11 protein-coding genes and 3 pseudogenes are annotated in these 16,311 nt (G+C 37.7%); 3 read left to right on the forward strand and 11 right to left on the reverse strand.

Annotation, left to right across the window (positions count from 1 at the left end; all coding sequences use genetic code 11):
* Positions 1–73 precede the first annotated feature (73 nt).
* Together MKZ04_RS14215 and MKZ04_RS14220 are read right to left on the reverse strand one after the other, a co-directional pair.
* A complete protein-coding gene (locus MKZ04_RS14215; RefSeq protein WP_026580184.1) occupies positions 74–2,218 on the reverse strand; it encodes a SpoIID/LytB domain-containing protein in 2,145 nt (714 codons plus the stop codon).
* Between the two features lie 29 nt (positions 2,219–2,247).
* On the reverse strand, positions 2,248–2,568 hold the full coding sequence (locus MKZ04_RS14220; protein WP_026580185.1) for a hypothetical protein: 321 nt from the start codon (positions 2,566–2,568) through the stop codon (positions 2,248–2,250).
* A gap of 197 nt (positions 2,569–2,765) precedes the next feature.
* Between MKZ04_RS14220 and tagU the strand changes: the two genes are divergently transcribed.
* Positions 2,766–3,686, forward strand: a complete 921-nt coding sequence (gene tagU / locus MKZ04_RS14225; RefSeq protein ID WP_026580186.1) for a polyisoprenyl-teichoic acid--peptidoglycan teichoic acid transferase TagU — start codon at positions 2,766–2,768, stop codon at positions 3,684–3,686.
* A 30-nt stretch (positions 3,687–3,716) separates the two neighbouring features.
* Here the strand turns inward: tagU and wecB are convergent, their stop codons facing one another.
* A complete protein-coding gene (gene wecB / locus MKZ04_RS14230) occupies positions 3,717–4,856 on the reverse strand; it encodes a non-hydrolyzing UDP-N-acetylglucosamine 2-epimerase (protein WP_026580187.1) in 1,140 nt (379 codons plus the stop codon).
* Positions 4,857–5,692: 836 nt separating this feature from the next.
* On the opposite strand from wecB, the gene galU reads away from it, so the two are divergent.
* Positions 5,693–6,571 (forward strand): UTP--glucose-1-phosphate uridylyltransferase GalU, encoded by an 879-nt coding sequence (gene galU / locus MKZ04_RS14235; RefSeq protein WP_026580188.1) that lies wholly within the window; start codon positions 5,693–5,695, stop codon positions 6,569–6,571.
* 50 nt (positions 6,572–6,621) lie between these two features.
* Here galU and MKZ04_RS14240 read toward each other — a convergent pair.
* From MKZ04_RS14240 to MKZ04_RS14270, 6 genes and pseudogenes are all read right to left on the reverse strand, one after another.
* Positions 6,622–6,921 (reverse strand): annotated as a pseudogene (locus MKZ04_RS14240) (hypothetical protein); the annotation flags it as partial.
* 511 nt (positions 6,922–7,432) lie between these two features.
* The gene (locus tag MKZ04_RS14250) at positions 7,433–10,135 is read right to left on the reverse strand and encodes a bifunctional glycosyltransferase/CDP-glycerol:glycerophosphate glycerophosphotransferase (RefSeq protein WP_341046201.1); all 2,703 of its coding nucleotides are present in this window, start codon (positions 10,133–10,135) and stop codon (positions 7,433–7,435) included.
* Between the two features lie 96 nt (positions 10,136–10,231).
* Positions 10,232–11,572, reverse strand: coding sequence for a glycosyltransferase family 2 protein (locus MKZ04_RS14255; protein WP_026580190.1), 1,341 nt, complete (start codon positions 11,570–11,572; stop codon positions 10,232–10,234).
* Between the two features lie 533 nt (positions 11,573–12,105).
* Positions 12,106–12,189 (reverse strand): hypothetical protein, encoded by an 84-nt coding sequence (locus tag MKZ04_RS14260; protein ID WP_257007265.1) that lies wholly within the window; start codon positions 12,187–12,189, stop codon positions 12,106–12,108.
* Positions 12,190–12,304: 115 nt separating this feature from the next.
* The gene (locus MKZ04_RS14265) at positions 12,305–12,484 is read right to left on the reverse strand and encodes a CDP-glycerol glycerophosphotransferase family protein (protein ID WP_245117679.1); all 180 of its coding nucleotides are present in this window, start codon (positions 12,482–12,484) and stop codon (positions 12,305–12,307) included.
* A 181-nt stretch (positions 12,485–12,665) separates the two neighbouring features.
* Positions 12,666–12,864 (reverse strand): annotated as a pseudogene (locus MKZ04_RS14270) (hypothetical protein).
* 520 nt (positions 12,865–13,384) lie between these two features.
* On the opposite strand from MKZ04_RS14270, the pseudogene MKZ04_RS14275 reads away from it, so the two are divergent.
* Positions 13,385–13,782, forward strand: a pseudogene (locus MKZ04_RS14275) (sugar phosphate nucleotidyltransferase); the annotation flags it as partial.
* Positions 13,783–13,853: 71 nt separating this feature from the next.
* Here MKZ04_RS14275 and tagH read toward each other — a convergent pair.
* Positions 13,854–15,437: a teichoic acids export ABC transporter ATP-binding subunit TagH gene (gene tagH / locus MKZ04_RS14280; RefSeq protein ID WP_341046203.1), complete on the reverse strand. Its 1,584-nt coding sequence runs from the start codon at positions 15,435–15,437 to the stop codon at positions 13,854–13,856.
* Positions 15,438–15,456: 19 nt separating this feature from the next.
* Positions 15,457–16,284: an ABC transporter permease gene (locus tag MKZ04_RS14285; RefSeq protein ID WP_026580192.1), complete on the reverse strand. Its 828-nt coding sequence runs from the start codon at positions 16,282–16,284 to the stop codon at positions 15,457–15,459.
* Between the last annotated feature and the right edge of the window lie 27 nt (positions 16,285–16,311).

A 16,311-nucleotide genomic window follows, 5' to 3' on the forward strand; every position in this document is an offset into this window, starting at 1 on the left:
CCAAAAATGTAAATGTTATGTTTTCCCCTGAACATGAACAGAGGAGGCACTGCTGCCTCCTGTTCTAACTCTATTAATAGCTTGATAGAGTCGTATTTGGATAATAGAAACTTAAGATTTTCTTGTAATCGTGCCCGGCAGCAGCTCTGGCATTTGCTCCGTACTGACTCATGCCGATGCCATGGCCGAATCCTTTACCGCTGAGAACAAAAGCGTTCGTAACGTTAGATACCGAAGCATACGTGCTCTTCATATTCATGCCGCCCAGCATCGATCTTAATTGAGTCGTCGTCACGGAAATCGTCGCTGTTTTTTCTGAGAGATTTCCGTTTGACAGAACATAGCCGTTTGATTTTTCTTTGACAAAGTAAGAAAACTTCACCTCTGCTGTTTTCGGCCGCTGACCGGCAGTTTTCGCGCTGCTCAAGGTCAGGCTTGAGATTTTCGTGATCTTAATGGATTCTGCACTAGGATATTTATTGGTAATAAACCAGCTTTTCAGCCCAGACAAATAGGCAGAGTTCGTTTCATTTGTCGTATTCCACCATGTGCCAGGGCTCTTTAGGTTTAAGCCGCTGGTATTGATCTGCGTTTTATTCAAGGATATCGACCAGCTGTTTTTCGGGTCGTATGTATCCGCTTTGGCGATTAAATATGGAACATTGCCGCCCCATACCTCTGCGCTTGCTTCCGTATATCCCCCGTTGCTCGATGAGTAAACAGCCGAAATCAAGTTGCCGTTATATTTTAAAACTTGTCCTTTTGTTGTATTTACAACGCTGGATGTCTTCGAATTCCAGTCGTATCCCCCGTAAACCTGAAACGCTTGCGTATCGGCCACTACTTTTCCTGCGGAACCGACCGAATATGTTCTCGCTGCCACCGCTTGGGCTTTTAATGCTTCCGTCTGCCAGCTTGCCGGCATTTCGTGCGGCACAACACCTTTCAAATAATCTTCGAACGGAATGTTTTCGTTTATCGGCCGAACATATTTGCTTGATTCAATCGTAAACTTCATATTGCCTAAATAAGGCCTTCCGTTGATGCTGATGGAATTTGATGTCGAGTATTTTTTAGGTGATGCCGTAAATGTCGTTCCAAGCGTTTTGACAGCTTTATTATTTTTGTAGAGTACAAGCTTTCCGCTTGATAGATTAACAGAGTATCCATCTCCGGTAAGCATGTCTGCCAGACTATTTTTCAATGAATCCGTGATTGAAGTGGTCCCCCCAAGCAAAGCAAAAGACTGGGTTCCTTTTTTCGCGACTACATCTGCTACAGGAGTCGGCAGGCTGCCCGATTGGACAAGCAGCAAAGGATGCTTTTGTTTGGCTGCAAGAACGGAACCGGCCAATGCATCTGCAAAAGTCGTTCCGTTAGACATGAAAACCTTTGATGCGTTCATGTTAAGCGTGTTGACAATATTCGCCGACACTTCGTATCTGTTCGCTCCGCCGATGCGGGTAACAGACGCTTTTTTCTTTAATGTGTTTTCAACGCCTGTGCTGACACTCAACGGACCGCCGACGATCGTAACCTTGCTCGGAATATTGTAATCGCTTCGGATCGTATTATTCCCTGAAAGCAGTATCGGATAACCGTTCATTGCCGCATAAGGCGCGATCGACAGAGCGTCGGAGAAGACTAGACCTGTGGCAACAATCGCCTGGCTGTAGGACCCCATCCGGCTCGCGATGTTTTTGGACACATCATAGCGGTTGGCGCCGCCGATGCGGTCAATGGCCCCATACTTTTTCAGCGTGTTTTCAACATTTTTGGAAACGCTCGCCGTTCCCCCGATAATTAAGATGTTATCAGGCTTCATCTTGGCAATTTGAGTTTCGGTTTTCGCCGTCAGCGTGCCCGCATCAGTTAATAGAATCGGCGCATCGTACTTCTTTGCAAGCGGAGATGCAGAAAGCGCATCCGCAAAAGCGTCCCGATTGACAATCACGACAGTGCTCGGGTTCGTCCATCCGGCTGATGCAACATTGTTTGCCACATCGAAGCGGGTCGCCCCGCCGAACCGCTCTGTCGCGGAAATTCCCGAGCCCGGAATTTCGTATGCGCCGGTAATGCCGAAATCAACGCTTGATTTATTGCCCAAATAATTGCTTAATTTTACCGAGATTGTTTTGTCGGCAGCCTGGGCAGATTGTGTAAACATCAGAGCTGCAGCAGTTACTGACGACAGAAGCAGAAGCTTCATTTTTTTCAAAACGTTATAAACCCCCTTGATTCAGCTCTTTATTTTGTTTCGATGCTTTTCAGCTCCAAAACGCCATTTCCGCCTTTTTTATATTGGACTTCTACTTTTTTGCCTTCTTCAATGGAATTGACTTTATCCTGAAGATCTTCATCGACTTGAAGCGTTGTTTCTTTGCCATCGATGTTCACCGCAATTGTGTGGCTGTCAGCCAACCCCACGAATGAGCCTTCTTTAGTGACGGTTTCTTCAGATGCCGCATTTTTATTGTTTGTGCTTGACTTGTCCTCCGATTGGCCCGAAGTGCCACAGGCTGACAACAAAAGCAGCATTGATAATGTTAGAACTATGAGTTTTTTCATCTTCTTCACCTCTCCCTTTTTATCGACAAATTCCAACAGATTCTTTAATTATAGCGAAAAATTTTGCAGATTGATTGGTTTTTTTGAAACATTTTTCTAAGGATTTCGTCTATCCAAAAGGACACATATAACTTTTTGTTGTTTTTGAATTTTAAGAAACTTATAATCAAAGTAGAACATTAAAAGGTGAGGGCTATATGAGAGCTGAAAAGAGGAAGAAAAAGAAAAAAATTTTTTATACAATTATCGCTTTGATTGGTATTTTTGTTCTCAGTACAGGCAGTTACGCCTATTACTTATGGCATAAAGCGGCATCTACAGTAGCGAGCATTCATGAAAATATTAACAAATCAAAAAAACGCGATTCAGCTGTTGACATTGATAACCATGACCCGTTTTCCGTGCTTCTCATGGGTGTCGATGAACGGGACGGTGATAAGGGGCGCGCAGACTCCCTCATCTATATGACGGTGAACCCGAAAACGAAAACGACTGAAATGGTCAGCATCCCGCGGGATACGTATACTGAAATTATCGGCAAAGGCAAGTTGGATAAAATCAACCATTCATACGCATTCGGCGGTGTTCAGATGACGGTAGACACGGTTGAGAACTTCCTCGATGTTCCTGTCGACTACTTTATCAAAGTCAATATGGAAAGCTTCAGGGATGTCGTAGATACGCTTGGCGGCATTACCGTGAACAGTACGTTTGCTTTCAACTATGACGGATATTCATTTGGCAAAGGCGAGATTACGCTGAACGGAAAAGAAGCGCTCGCTTATACGAGAATGAGGAAAGAAGACCCGAACGGCGACTTCGGACGCCAGAACAGGCAGCGTCAAGTCATCGAAGGAATCATTAATAAAGGCGCCAATATATCGTCTATCACGAAATTCGGAGATATGTTCAAAGTGATCGAAAACAACGTTAAAACGAATCTCACGTTTGACGATATGTGGGATATTCAATCCGGCTATAAAGAAGCCCGCTCAAAAGTCATCCAGCATGAGCTGAAAGGCGACGGCACAAAAATCAACGGAATCTATTATTACAAAGCTGACGAAAGTTCCCTTTCCGACATTACAGCCGAACTGAAAGAAAGCCTTAATAAATAAAAAAAGCTTCCTGAAAAGGAAGCTTTTTTATTAGTCTTTAAACACGTCAGGCCGCGCGCTTCGATATCCGTACCGATAAAGCAGCGCCTCTGCAATTCGCCGCGAAGCCTGTCCGTCCCCGTATGGGTTTGAAGCCCGTGACATTTTGCGATATTCATCTTGATCGGTCAACAGCTGTTTAGTCAGCTGATAGATCTTATCTTGATCCGTGCCTGCCAGCTTAAGTGTCCCGGCCTGAACGCCTTCGGGCCGTTCCGTTGTATCTCGAAGCACGAGGACCGGCTTTCCAAGCGACGGCGCTTCTTCCTGCACCCCGCCCGAGTCAGTGAGGATGAAATGAGCTTCAGCCGCAAAGTTGTGAAAATCAATGACTTCAAGCGGCTCTATCAGATGGACCTTCTTCAGATCACCGAAATGCTTTGCAGCCGCTTCACGAACAGCGGGATTGAGATGAACGGGATAAACAACCTGTACGTCGTCAAATTCTTCGACGATCCGCCTGATTGCTTTAAACATATTTTCCATCGGCTCACCTAAATTTTCACGGCGGTGGGCGGTAAGCAAAATCATCTTGTCATTTCCTATTTTTTCAAGAATGGGATGTGAATAGCCGTCCCTCACTGTTGTGTGAAGCGCATCGATTGCCGTATTTCCAGTGACGTAAATCGTCTCCTGGTCTTTATTTTCACGGAGCAGATTCTTTTCGGCCTGCTCTGTCGGCGCAAAATGAAGATCGGCAATCGATCCCGTCAGCTGCCTGTTCAGCTCTTCGGGAAACGGCGAGTATTTGTTTCCGGTCCTGAGTCCCGCCTCTACATGGCCGACGGAAATCTGGTGATAATAAGCGGCAAGACTTCCCGCAAATGTCGTTGTCGTATCACCGTGAACAAGCACAATGTCCGGTTTGATAGACTGAAACAGCTCGTCCAGTTTCACAAGTGCATTAGACGTAATTTCAGCCAGCGTTTGCCTTTCTTTCATGATATTCAAATCAAAATCAGGCTTTATATTAAAAGCTTCAAGCACCTGGTCAAGCATTTGCCTGTGCTGTGCTGTAACCGTCACATAAGACTCAATTTCGGGGTGTTTTCTTAATTCAAGCACAAGCGGCGCCATCTTAATGGCTTCAGGGCGCGTGCCGAAGATGGTCATGACTTTTAATTTTTTCACTATTGTCACCTTTTTCTTAAAGTAATTGTTTGTTAAATAGAATATTGAATCCTTCTCTTTAATAAGTTTACTTACTTTTATTCCTATTAAAGAGAAGCTTTTTTTCGATTCAGGGTGCTATTAAAACGGCGGAACATGCCCTTTGTTCTAACAGCATAAAATACTCGACCAAAACCTTTCAGGATCCTTCGAAATAAAACACACCGTTCCAATCATGATAAAATATCTTTGAGCTTCTTCACACTAGAATGGGAAGATTAAATAAGGAGACATCCTCTCCCTGTTTATACACCTGTCCAAACAGCATAAAAATCGACAAAAACTGCATAAAGGAAGAATACTCTTCTTGTGCCACCTTCGGAAAGCGATTCAAGCTTATTATGTACGTACGGAGGTTAAAATAATTTGTCCAGCTGAAACAATGTCCTCTTTTTGTTTCTAGGTCAAAAAAACAACCGTTTTGCCGGCTTTCCGCTGTTTTGCAGAAGGTAATCGACCTATTTACAGCCAAACTTTTCTCTTACTGAAGAGCTGCAACAGCGCGCCCTTCTCTAACAGGTCAGGTGAATCAATACTATTATATAGAATCTTTATTTACACTATCTTTTTATCGTTTCAAGCATGTTGACGTTTATCATTCGCATCCATTACCATAGCAATCCTCTCTATTGATTTCAAGTTTTAGTACTCCCTATATTACTTGTTTAAAGTTCGTTTTTCTTATATGATAAAAAGTGTTAACAATATGAAAAATGGGTATGTTCAATAAAGACATTAAAATACTTGCGATTCATTGAATTTGATCGTAGACATTGTATAAGGAAGGTGTACTGAACATGAAAAAAGTACGTAAAGCCATAATCCCTGCCGCGGGTCTCGGAACGAGATTCTTGCCGGCTACAAAAGCAATGCCGAAAGAAATGCTCCCTATCGTTGATAAACCAACTATTCAATACATAATTGAAGAAGCTGTTGAAGCAGGTATTGAAGATATTATTATCGTCACAGGTAAAAGCAAGCGTGCGATTGAGGATCATTTTGATTACTCTCCTGAGCTTGAAAGAAATCTAGAAGAAAAAGGTAAAGTAGAACTCCTTGAAAAAGTGAAAAAAGCTACGAATCTGGCTGATATCCACTATATCCGCCAAAAAGAGCCTAAGGGACTTGGGCACGCTGTATGGTGCGCTCGCAACTTTATCGGTGATGAGCCGTTTGCGGTTCTGCTTGGAGACGATATTGTTCAAGCTGAAAAACCCGGATTGCGCCAGTTAATGGATGAATACGAAAGAACGCTTTCTTCTATTATTGGTGTTCAGCAAGTGCCAGAAGAAGAAACACACCGCTACGGCATTATCGATCCTCTGACAAGCGAAGGCCGCCGTTATCAGGTAAAAAACTTCGTTGAGAAGCCGCCTAAAGGCACAGCTCCATCTAATCTTGCCATCTTAGGCCGTTACGTATTCACGCCTGAGATCTTCATGTACTTAGAGGATCAGCGGGTTGGAGCCGGCGGAGAAATCCAGCTGACAGACGCCATTCAAAAGTTGAATGAAATTCAAAGAGTGTTTGCGTACGACTTTGAAGGCAAGCGTTATGATGTTGGTGAAAAGCTTGGTTTTATCACCACAACTCTTGAGTTTGCGATGCAGGATAAAGAGCTTCGCGAGCAACTTGTTCCATTTATGGAAGGTCTACTAAACAAAGAAGAAATCTAAACAAAAAGGCTATTGGACATTCATCCAATAGCCTTTTCTTATTTCGATATTAAGGTCGGCCTGTCGCTTAAAGACAATGAGGCTGGAGTAACGAGAGAAATGTTATAAAAAACAAGCTCTGATGCTTTATCATTCTCCAGTACATAGCTGCATTTTTTCATTATCTAAATCCAGCGTCCTGCTGCCGTCAGCTTCCGCTTTGAATCTTGATCCTTTCAAACAGATGCGTTTTCAAATGCAATAAACTCTTGCTTGTTGTCTGCGAAGAAGCGTTCCTCTGTCTTGTCCTTTGCATCGCCATGATGGTTCTACACTTCATTTTGCGGAAAAGCGCCAAACGAAGTGAATGAAAACATAAATACAATCATACAAATTAAATAGGAAATATATTGTATCCAAGGGTAAACACCGCTTGCTAAAAAAGCGACATAAACACTCATCATTACAAAATTAACTAAATAAATTTGAAGTAGCCGCGACAGAAGGCATTGAACTGGTTGGGCAACTACATTGATCCACTTAAACACACTGTTTGATCCATCAAGAATAGTCGGTCTAATAAAAAGCCACGGAATCAAACCAGCCATCATCCAAACAATAAAAGGCACTTCTCCGATACCTATTATGACTTACTTACTGTCGCAGATTCCCATACCAAATACAAACAAACAGTACGCCAGTATTTTAAAAACCGCCATAATACCCCAAGATAACTTTTTGGATCTTTCGGTAAAAGAAATTTGAAAGCACCGGTGAATATTGTAAGAGATGTTGAGTCTTTTTCCCTTTTAAAAAAGTAAGGAGAAGTTACGCAGAACTTCTCCCATAATTTTAAAGTGTCATTAAAGATCAAATTTAAGCTCATTTAGCAATTTTGCTATTGTCTAATTGCAATATTGCATTATAAATCCGATCCCTATTATTTTTATCAGTATATGCAAAGAAGTTATCCACTCTTTTTCTATACTTATCTTCCATACGACCATTATTTTTCATATAATAGATAACTTTATCAATTAAGCTGTTATGATCTTCTATTACATCGCCAAATCCCATTTTCTTATAATCATAGTAATCAAGTTTAAAATGGTATGACTTTTCGTATTGATAATAGATCACAGGCTTTTTCTCGTATGCAAAATCAAATGCAACAGATGAAAAATCAGTAATCATTATATTAGAAGAATTAAATAACATTTGATAGCTGCTATTATAATCTGCAAACTTTACATACTCATGTTTTTCAAAATCTACGATCTGTTGTTGAATGTCCGGATGCGGGAAAAAGGTTATCTTATAATTATTATCCTTAGCAAATTGAATTAGCCGTTCATCATTAATCAAAGCATTATACCTAGCAAAGTATTCACTTTCTTTAAATTTCGGATTGTACGGTCTTACTCCTTTTGCCTGATCTTTAGGTAATACAATATCTTTTCTCCATGTAGGCATGATTAGAAGCTGCTTTTCCCCTTTACTCTTCTTAAGATTATCATATCTTGGAAATCCACCCAACAAGATATTTTCTTTATTATAATTGTAATTCCCTTTCACAATAGACTGATATTCAGGTTTCGCTGAAGTTACTAATAATTTGATATTCTTGCTGTATTTGTTTAACCATTTAGAATGATCTGCCATTGTTATTCCATGTTGTAAAAAGACAAACTCAAAATTAAATAAATCTCTAAAATAAATCTCCATATTGAAAAATGGATTTACAACCCAATTATCCGCATGTGTAGATATTACCTTGGAGGAGGATAAGGTTAAAATTTTATGTCTAAAAGATCTGTATGGTATAACCTTTCCGTATTTTTTAATTCTGACATAATCCTTGCTATCTTTTTTTATTATAAAGTATTTTTTTACCCCATCATTCTTGTTGGTTGCGTATTTAAAGAGGTGCTCGGCATTATCATCAGCTTTGTCTTGTCTGTCTATGAATAACCATACTGGTTTTCTATTAAAAATCGTGAAAACATGGTATGCCATTCTTGCCACCAATGCCTTCTTAATAGCTGATTTTCGTTTCTTTGATTTCCCCCCTGATTTATGAAGAGATTTTAAGAAACGAAACTCTTTTATAAATCTATTTTTAATATTGTTTTTTTCATACATTAATTTTTTGTAATTATAATAAAAAATATAATCTTTTTTAGCTGTATAAGAATTATATAGATTGCTTGACAAACCTGAATACTTGAAAAAGCGAAGTTTTGTTATCTTCATTTTTTCACCCTTAGCTATATAAAATTCAATATGTTGATTGTCTGCTAGATAGCTTTTGGGAATATCTATAGAAAAACCAGGATATTTTTTTATTACTTCTCCTAAACTTATATAGTCATTATGCGGTCTTTTTATATGCTTTGCTTTTATTTTTGTTTCGCCAATTTTAGCATAAAAATTAAAACCGTCGGAATCAAACAAAGAGCTCCAAAAACCTTCTATGTGAATAAACTTCTCATTTTCTTCTAAAATCTCAATAGTTAGAGTTTGATCCGATAATTTCGAAACAATTTTATCTTCTCTGTATAAATAATAATCATATTCGGTTTCACTTTTATATACATACCTACTATAATTTTCACCGTGTTTTAATTTTAAAGCATGATATAAATAGAAATGGCTGATACTTTTTGTTTTAATGATGACATCGTCGTCGATATACGATAATACTTCTCGAATCAATGTTAAAAATTCGCGGTATTCATTTTCGTCTAAAGGTGTTTCACTAATGTCTTTAACCAATAATTTCCATTTCAAATCATGCATAATCATATATTGAAGAAACAAAGGTATTTTCTGTTCATGGTTTTTTGTAATATCGATTAAATTCTTAGAGAAAGTGATAAGTGAATGGTTAAACCAATTCTTATTTGCTTTAGCAGTCTGCATGGCAGATGATCCATCTTCTCTAACTCTATAATGGTATTTTGCCTCTTTAACTAGACCATACTTTTTCTTTTGCGATATGATTAAATTAACTAGTTTGGCATCTTCTCCTATTTTACAATTTTCATCAAACCTGATATTTTTCAAGGCATCTTTTTTTATAAATGTAGAACAGCAATGAGTTAATATATAATGCGGTTCTTTTTCTACATCCAATATTCTTGTAGAAGAAAACTTATTATTTAGATTGTGTTCTCCTGTTCTTCCTTCTGCAAAAAAAATAGGGATTGCTACAATATCAATTTCATTCTTATGCTGGTCAAAGAAGTTTAAAACATTTTCGAAGGTTCCTTCTGAAACAAAATCATCCGGATCCAAAAATTGAATGTATCTACCTTCAGCATATCTTAAGCCATAATTTCGAGCACTGCTCACTCCGCCATTCTGTTTTTTTACATATACAATGTTATTGGGATATTTTTGTGCATATTCTTTACAGATGATTTCACTTTTATCGGGGCTATCATCATTCACAAGTATTAACTGAATATTCTCAAAACCTATAGTCTGGTTAATGATACTTTCTATAGCATCAGTTAGATATAACTCAACATTATAAATCGGCATTATAACACTGAAATCATAGTTAAAACTCTTTTCATTCATAAAAGATCACTCCTAAACAAAATGTTTATATGAATAAGAATCCAGTAAAAAAAGAAAAACCAAAGGGAGTGCCACTCTTAAAAAACAGGTTTAAATCTACCTTTTTTTAAAAACCCTTGTAAGCAAACTTTTAAAAATGTTTACATGGTTAAGTTCTAAAACATCATTTGGTGTTTTAAGGACAAAGTCAAATGCAAAAGCCCAAATCGGTATTTCAACAACAAAGCCAGCATATCTAAAATCTCTTAATTTATATCCCCATACTTCAATCGTTTTTTTCAGTTCTTCTCGTTTGCATTTTTTTAATCTATTAAAATATCTTATATAAATTTCATCGTTTTCTTGCATCTCATAATACTGGTTAATAAAGTGCCCTGTTAATTCAAGCTTAAATCCTTTTATTTTTGTCGAGGTAATAGTACATGAACTTTGTAGTACTCTTTCTTTTTTTATGTTTTCAAGAGCTTCTGTATTTGCTTCTAATAAGTGATACATAAATTCTTTATAATACATGGGCATATTTTGTTCTTTTATAATTTGTGGTTTAATATATCTTAAAATTTTAATAAAATCATCAACAAATTTTTTTTGTTCTTGTTGATCTAAAACAGACTTATAAATATCTCTATAGTTCTGATATAAAAACAGTTTCATATGATATACAATTAAAAATTGCAAATAAGGCAGAACTATATCATATTGTTTAATTGAATCCCTCAACAAAGTCATATAACATGTATTCAACAAATATGTGTACCTTTTTTTGTTAAACCATGAACGATCAACTAATGAGTTCTTTTCCTTTCGTTTTCTATAATAATACTTTCCTTCTGCAACTGCTCCGTATCTTTTTTCTTTCAGCAATAACTGGTTAAAAAAGATAGCGTCTTCCCAAAACTTTATAGTTTCATCAAACTTGGCGGTACTATTTAGTATATGTTTTCTATAAAAAGTGCCGCCAATATAAAAATGAATAGCCTTATAATCGTTGAGGATATTTATAACTCTTGTTCCTTTTTCAAATCTATTATTTAATTTATGTCCGCCTTCTTTTTTACCTGTGTAATAAACAGGTAATACCGCAATGTTTACATCTTCGGAATCACAAAAAAAATTATAAACACTTTGCAGCGCATTTTGAGAGAATGTATCGTCAGAATCAAGAAAACCAATGAATTTGGATTTTTCACTTACATTTGATAACCCACAATTTCTTGCAGCAGAAGGTCCGGAATTTTCAATTCTCAAGATTTTAATATTATTAGGATATAGATCTTTAAAGAATTCACAAATTTGAGGACTGCTGTCAACGCTGCCATCATCTATTAATATCAGTTCTATATTTTCCTTAAATCCAATTGACTGGTTAATGACACTCTCTATTGAGTCCCTTAAATAATTCTCAGAATTATATATTGGCATTATGATAGAAAACATGTAGCACCTCTTTATTTAGAAGTTAAAGGATTGTTTCAATTACTCTTTTAGAAGCCTTGACATCTTCTAAATTATAAAAAGCTCATAGTTAGATCTATATAGATTATGTGTAACAACTTTTTTACTGTTTTTATAAGTTCTGCCTTGTTTGAACTAAGTTTTCTGATGTTTTCTGTTGAAAATTAAAGTAGAAAATATTTAAGGGAATCCGATAAGCCGAAAGATCAAATGCAAAAAACACAATGGGTTTTTTAATTAATATATCAGATCATGTATTCTAAGAAGAATAACCACAGAGTCTCCAAGATTCCCTCTTCATTTCCCCTAAATCATTGGAGTTTAAATTTATACTGGCCAGCTTTCTTAAATTCATTATCCCTCCAAGTTGGTGCACATATAAAATTTTTTTATTTTCTCTAATCTGACGAAAATTGAATGTCATTTATTGTATAACCAACTTTAGAAATTTCCCTTTTGAATATTGAAGAGCACAGCACGTTTGAAAATTTCAGTCGAGTATGCATTAGAGAAATTCAATAATCCCATTTGCTGGCTTGCTGCAGAACATTCTGTTTATACTTTTCAGTTGTGGTTCCGGGTATGTGCACTTCATCCATATCATTAGCTAGTTTTTTTAGCGGAGTGCCGTGCCACGTTTGCAAATACTTGTGTAATCCATAAGAGGCAGTCCGCTGTTTGTAATCCAATACTTAGCTGTAGGCAAGTACCAAATCATTTAAGAGAAAAACTTTTCAAATATGCATCAACGCCGTCTAATGCCGACAGATATCGTTTATCAATGCTCCATATCAGTTTGTGACCATATTGGTCTTTATTTTCATACATATATTCGTAAATTGCTCGAGGGTTGCAGTGAAACTGTTTTCCAGAATAGCTTTCAAATAAAATCAATTTATTGTTTCTCGGAAGAAGAGCAAAAATCTTAATCAGAACTGAATAAGCCCTAACTTATAAACTTCTGCATTTGGTTATCATAAAAAAATTCCATCATGAACTCCTTAAAGAGTGAAGATTAATACTTGCGCAAACAAGAAAAAAAGAAGCAACTGAATTTACTTCAAGCCTCTTTTAGTTAGAGCTTCATTAAACTAGCCATGTCTTTTTTGACTTGGGTAGTTGAAATGCCTTCTGTTCTCGGAAGGTAAATGATCTCACAATATTCCTTTGTAGATCTTACGATAAAGTAATCACCCCGATTTTTTGCTCTCTCCGGCAGCTTCATATATCCGTAGTGAAATAAATCAATGTTCCATACGTATCACTTTCTTCATTAGATAACATCACCTTCTAACCGTTTTCAACTAACAGATTGTTTATCATTTCGACATATTTTTTACGCATCATTAATAATAAACAATAATAGCATAAGTTCCTATAAAAGTTAAGGCTCTTTCAAAATGTCAATCCTCAGTATTTTTTGGTATCACCGTTGTATTGATATATATTTTTTTTCAGGTCTAATATCTTAGCTATACCTATTATAACAAGTTTTCTATTTCGGAAAATTCGATTCTTTTATTGCGTTTTTAAGTGTAACGATTTTCTTTCTGCTGTGTTATTTATTTTGTACGCCTTCCTCATATTAATTCATCGTCAAAACGTGAAGGAATTGTGATATTAAAGTTAAAAATGTGTTCCTAAAAACTTGGTGGTAAGGTAGAGTAAAATCTTTTCAGGTTACTAAGAGGCTCTAATCCAACTATACGATGACACATGTTTTTTATAGTAGAATTAATACGATACAAGCGAAACTCATTAATCAAATTAGAAAAAGGGCAAACTGAAAAATGAAAAAAGCTTGCTATCCTGGATAATATTAACTATATCCGCCTAAAAGAGCCTAAGGGACTCGGGCACGCTGTATGGTTCGCGCGCAACTTTATCGGCGATGAGCCGTTTGCGGTTGTTTAAAGACGATATTGTTCAGACAGAAACACCAGAATTGCGCCAATTATGAAAGAACCTTTCTTCTATTATCGGTGTTCAGCAAGTGCCAGAAGAAGAAACACGCCACTACGCCAATACTGACACGCTGACAAGCGAACGCCGCCGTGATCAGGTAAAAAACTTCGTTGAGAAGCCGCCTAAAGGCAAAGCGTTATGATGTTGGTGAAAAGCTTGGCTTTATCACCACAACTCTTGAGTTTGCGATGCAGGATAAAGAGCTTCACGAGCACCTCCTTCCATAAATGGAAGGTCTACTAAACAAAGAAGAAATCTAAACAAAAAGGCTATTGGACATTCATCCAATAGCCTTTTCTTATTTCGATATCAAGGTCAGCGTATGCTCTTCGTTATCAACTGCAAAGACCCGATCAGCTGTATTCACAAGAAAACGATCCTTGCTGCTGTCATACAGTACATCACTGTCTCTTAAAGACAATGACGCCGGAGTAATGGGAGAAATGTTATAAAAGACAAGCTCTGATGCTTTATCATTCTCCAGCACATAGCTGATTTTTTTATTATCATAATCCAGCGTCCTTCTGCCGTCAGCCGTATTACCTTCAGTATAGCCTTTCAATTTCGATTGAATGCTGGTTCTGCTGTCTCCCAGGAAGTCCAGGAAGTATTCATAGGTAGAAGTTCCCGTTTGCGAAACATAAGGCGTAAAGGCCGCAGCATGCAATTCAGCATGTTTCATATTTATTGCAATAGCGCTCTGTTTTACAAAATAAGAATGCTTGTTAAACTTTATTTTTGCTGTTTTTTTGCCTTTTGAAGCTACCATCACCTCGGTACCGAATGGAAGAGTAATGTCAGTCTTCTGTTTTAAAGCTTGATCCTTATAAACAGACACTTTTTCATCTACAATAAACCCCTGCTTATTGACTGCAGTTAAGCGTTCCTCTGTCTTGTCCTTTGCATCGCCATCATGGTTCTTCACTTCGTTTTGCGGAATAGCGCCAAACGAAACAATGGTACGAAGCGGGGTGTTAGAGAACATTGTTCCTGCGGTAAAAACCGTCAGGATAGACAAAATAGCAATTTGAATGGCATTAGCCAGTGATTTCGGCTTTTTTTTCTTTTTGCGAGAATGGGCAAACGCTTCAGGATCTTCTTTCTTCCGTTCTTCGGTTTGCTCTTTTTTATATGTTTCTTTTTCTTTTTTCGACAGCTTATTAAACCAATCAATAAACGCTTTGTACTCTTTGACAACCGTTTTTGTTTCACCAAACATGCGAAGCTCGCCGTAGTGCATCCAAGCGACGCGATCACACATCTTTTCAATCTGGCCGATGGAGTGACTGACAAAGAAAATGGTTTTTCCTTGCTTTTTAAACTCATTCATTCTGTCTAAACACTTCTGATAAAACGTTTGGTCCCCTACGGAGAGCGCTTCGTCAATAATTAAAATATCAGGATCCATATGCACTGAAATCGCGAAACCGAGACGTGATTTCATACCGCTGGAATAGTTTTTAACCGGCTGATTAATAAAATCGCCAATCTCGGCAAATTCCACGATGCTGTCATACATTTCATCAATTTCTTTATTGGTTAACCCCATCATCAAACATTTGAGCCGGACATTGTCCCGGCCCGTCAATTGATTATTTAAACCAGCCGCAATCGCAATCAGCGACGGCTGGCCGTTCATTTCAATTTCACCGCTGGTCGGCGGAATAATTTTAGCCAGCAGGTTAGACATGGTCGATTTTCCTGACCCGTTTATCCCTACAAAACCGATTGTCTCTCCCTCATACACGTCAAAGGAGACATTCCGCACAGCAAAAAAACCATTATCCTTAGCCGGAAAAAACAATCCTTTAATCTTGTCCGATTGTTTTTGATACAAATGATACTGCTTTGAAACATTTCGAAACGAAACTTTTAGTTTCATCGTACAATCTCCTTACGTATTAAAGAAAGTCAACAAACTTGTCTCTGAATTTCATATGCAGGATAGAACCTACAGTCAAGATTAATAATGTCAAAGCCCAGAAATACAGCGTGTAAGTTACATCTTCGAAAAACCAATCTCCGCCGAAAAAACTGTTTCTGAATCCATCGATAATATAAAAAAGCGGATTCAGCTTAATCACGCTCAACATTGTCGGATGCTTGTCCCCCAGCTGCGTAGAAATATCCCAAAAAATCGGCAGCAGGAAAAACATCAGCCTTGTCGCCGATTGCAGCAGGAACTGATAATCTCTGACCAGTACACTGATTGTTGAATTAAACAAACTGAAAGCGAACATAAAAACAATCATGCAAAACAAATAGTAAATATATTCAAGCCAGTGAAGATTTGGATAAATCCCAAACCCAAGCAGCCCAATGACATAAACCACTATCATCACAAAGTAGCTGAACAGGTTAGCCGCAATCGCCACTGAAGGAAGAGAGCTGATTGGAAAATTCATTTTGGCCACCATGTTGATTCGCTTATATACACTGTTTGAACCGTCAAGAATCGTCGGACTGATAAAAAACCAAGGGATCAAACCGGCAAGCATCCAGATGATGAAAGGCACTTCACCGACGCCCGTAACCACCTCACTGCTCTTTCTGATTCCGATCCCAAATACAAACCAATAAGCCAGCATCTGAATGAGCGGATTCAAAAACTGCCATAACACGCCCAAATAGTTCATTTGATATTTTGATTTTGTTTCATATGCCGCCAACCTGATGATTAAAGGCAGCGATAAAAACTGTTCTTTTAACACTCTTAGTAATGCTTTCATGATTTATCTTCCTTAGCCTAATATAAT

This window comes from Bacillus sp. FSL W7-1354 (assembly GCF_038002405.1).
GTDB classification, from domain to species: Bacteria; Bacillota; Bacilli; order Bacillales; family Bacillaceae; genus Bacillus; species Bacillus paralicheniformis.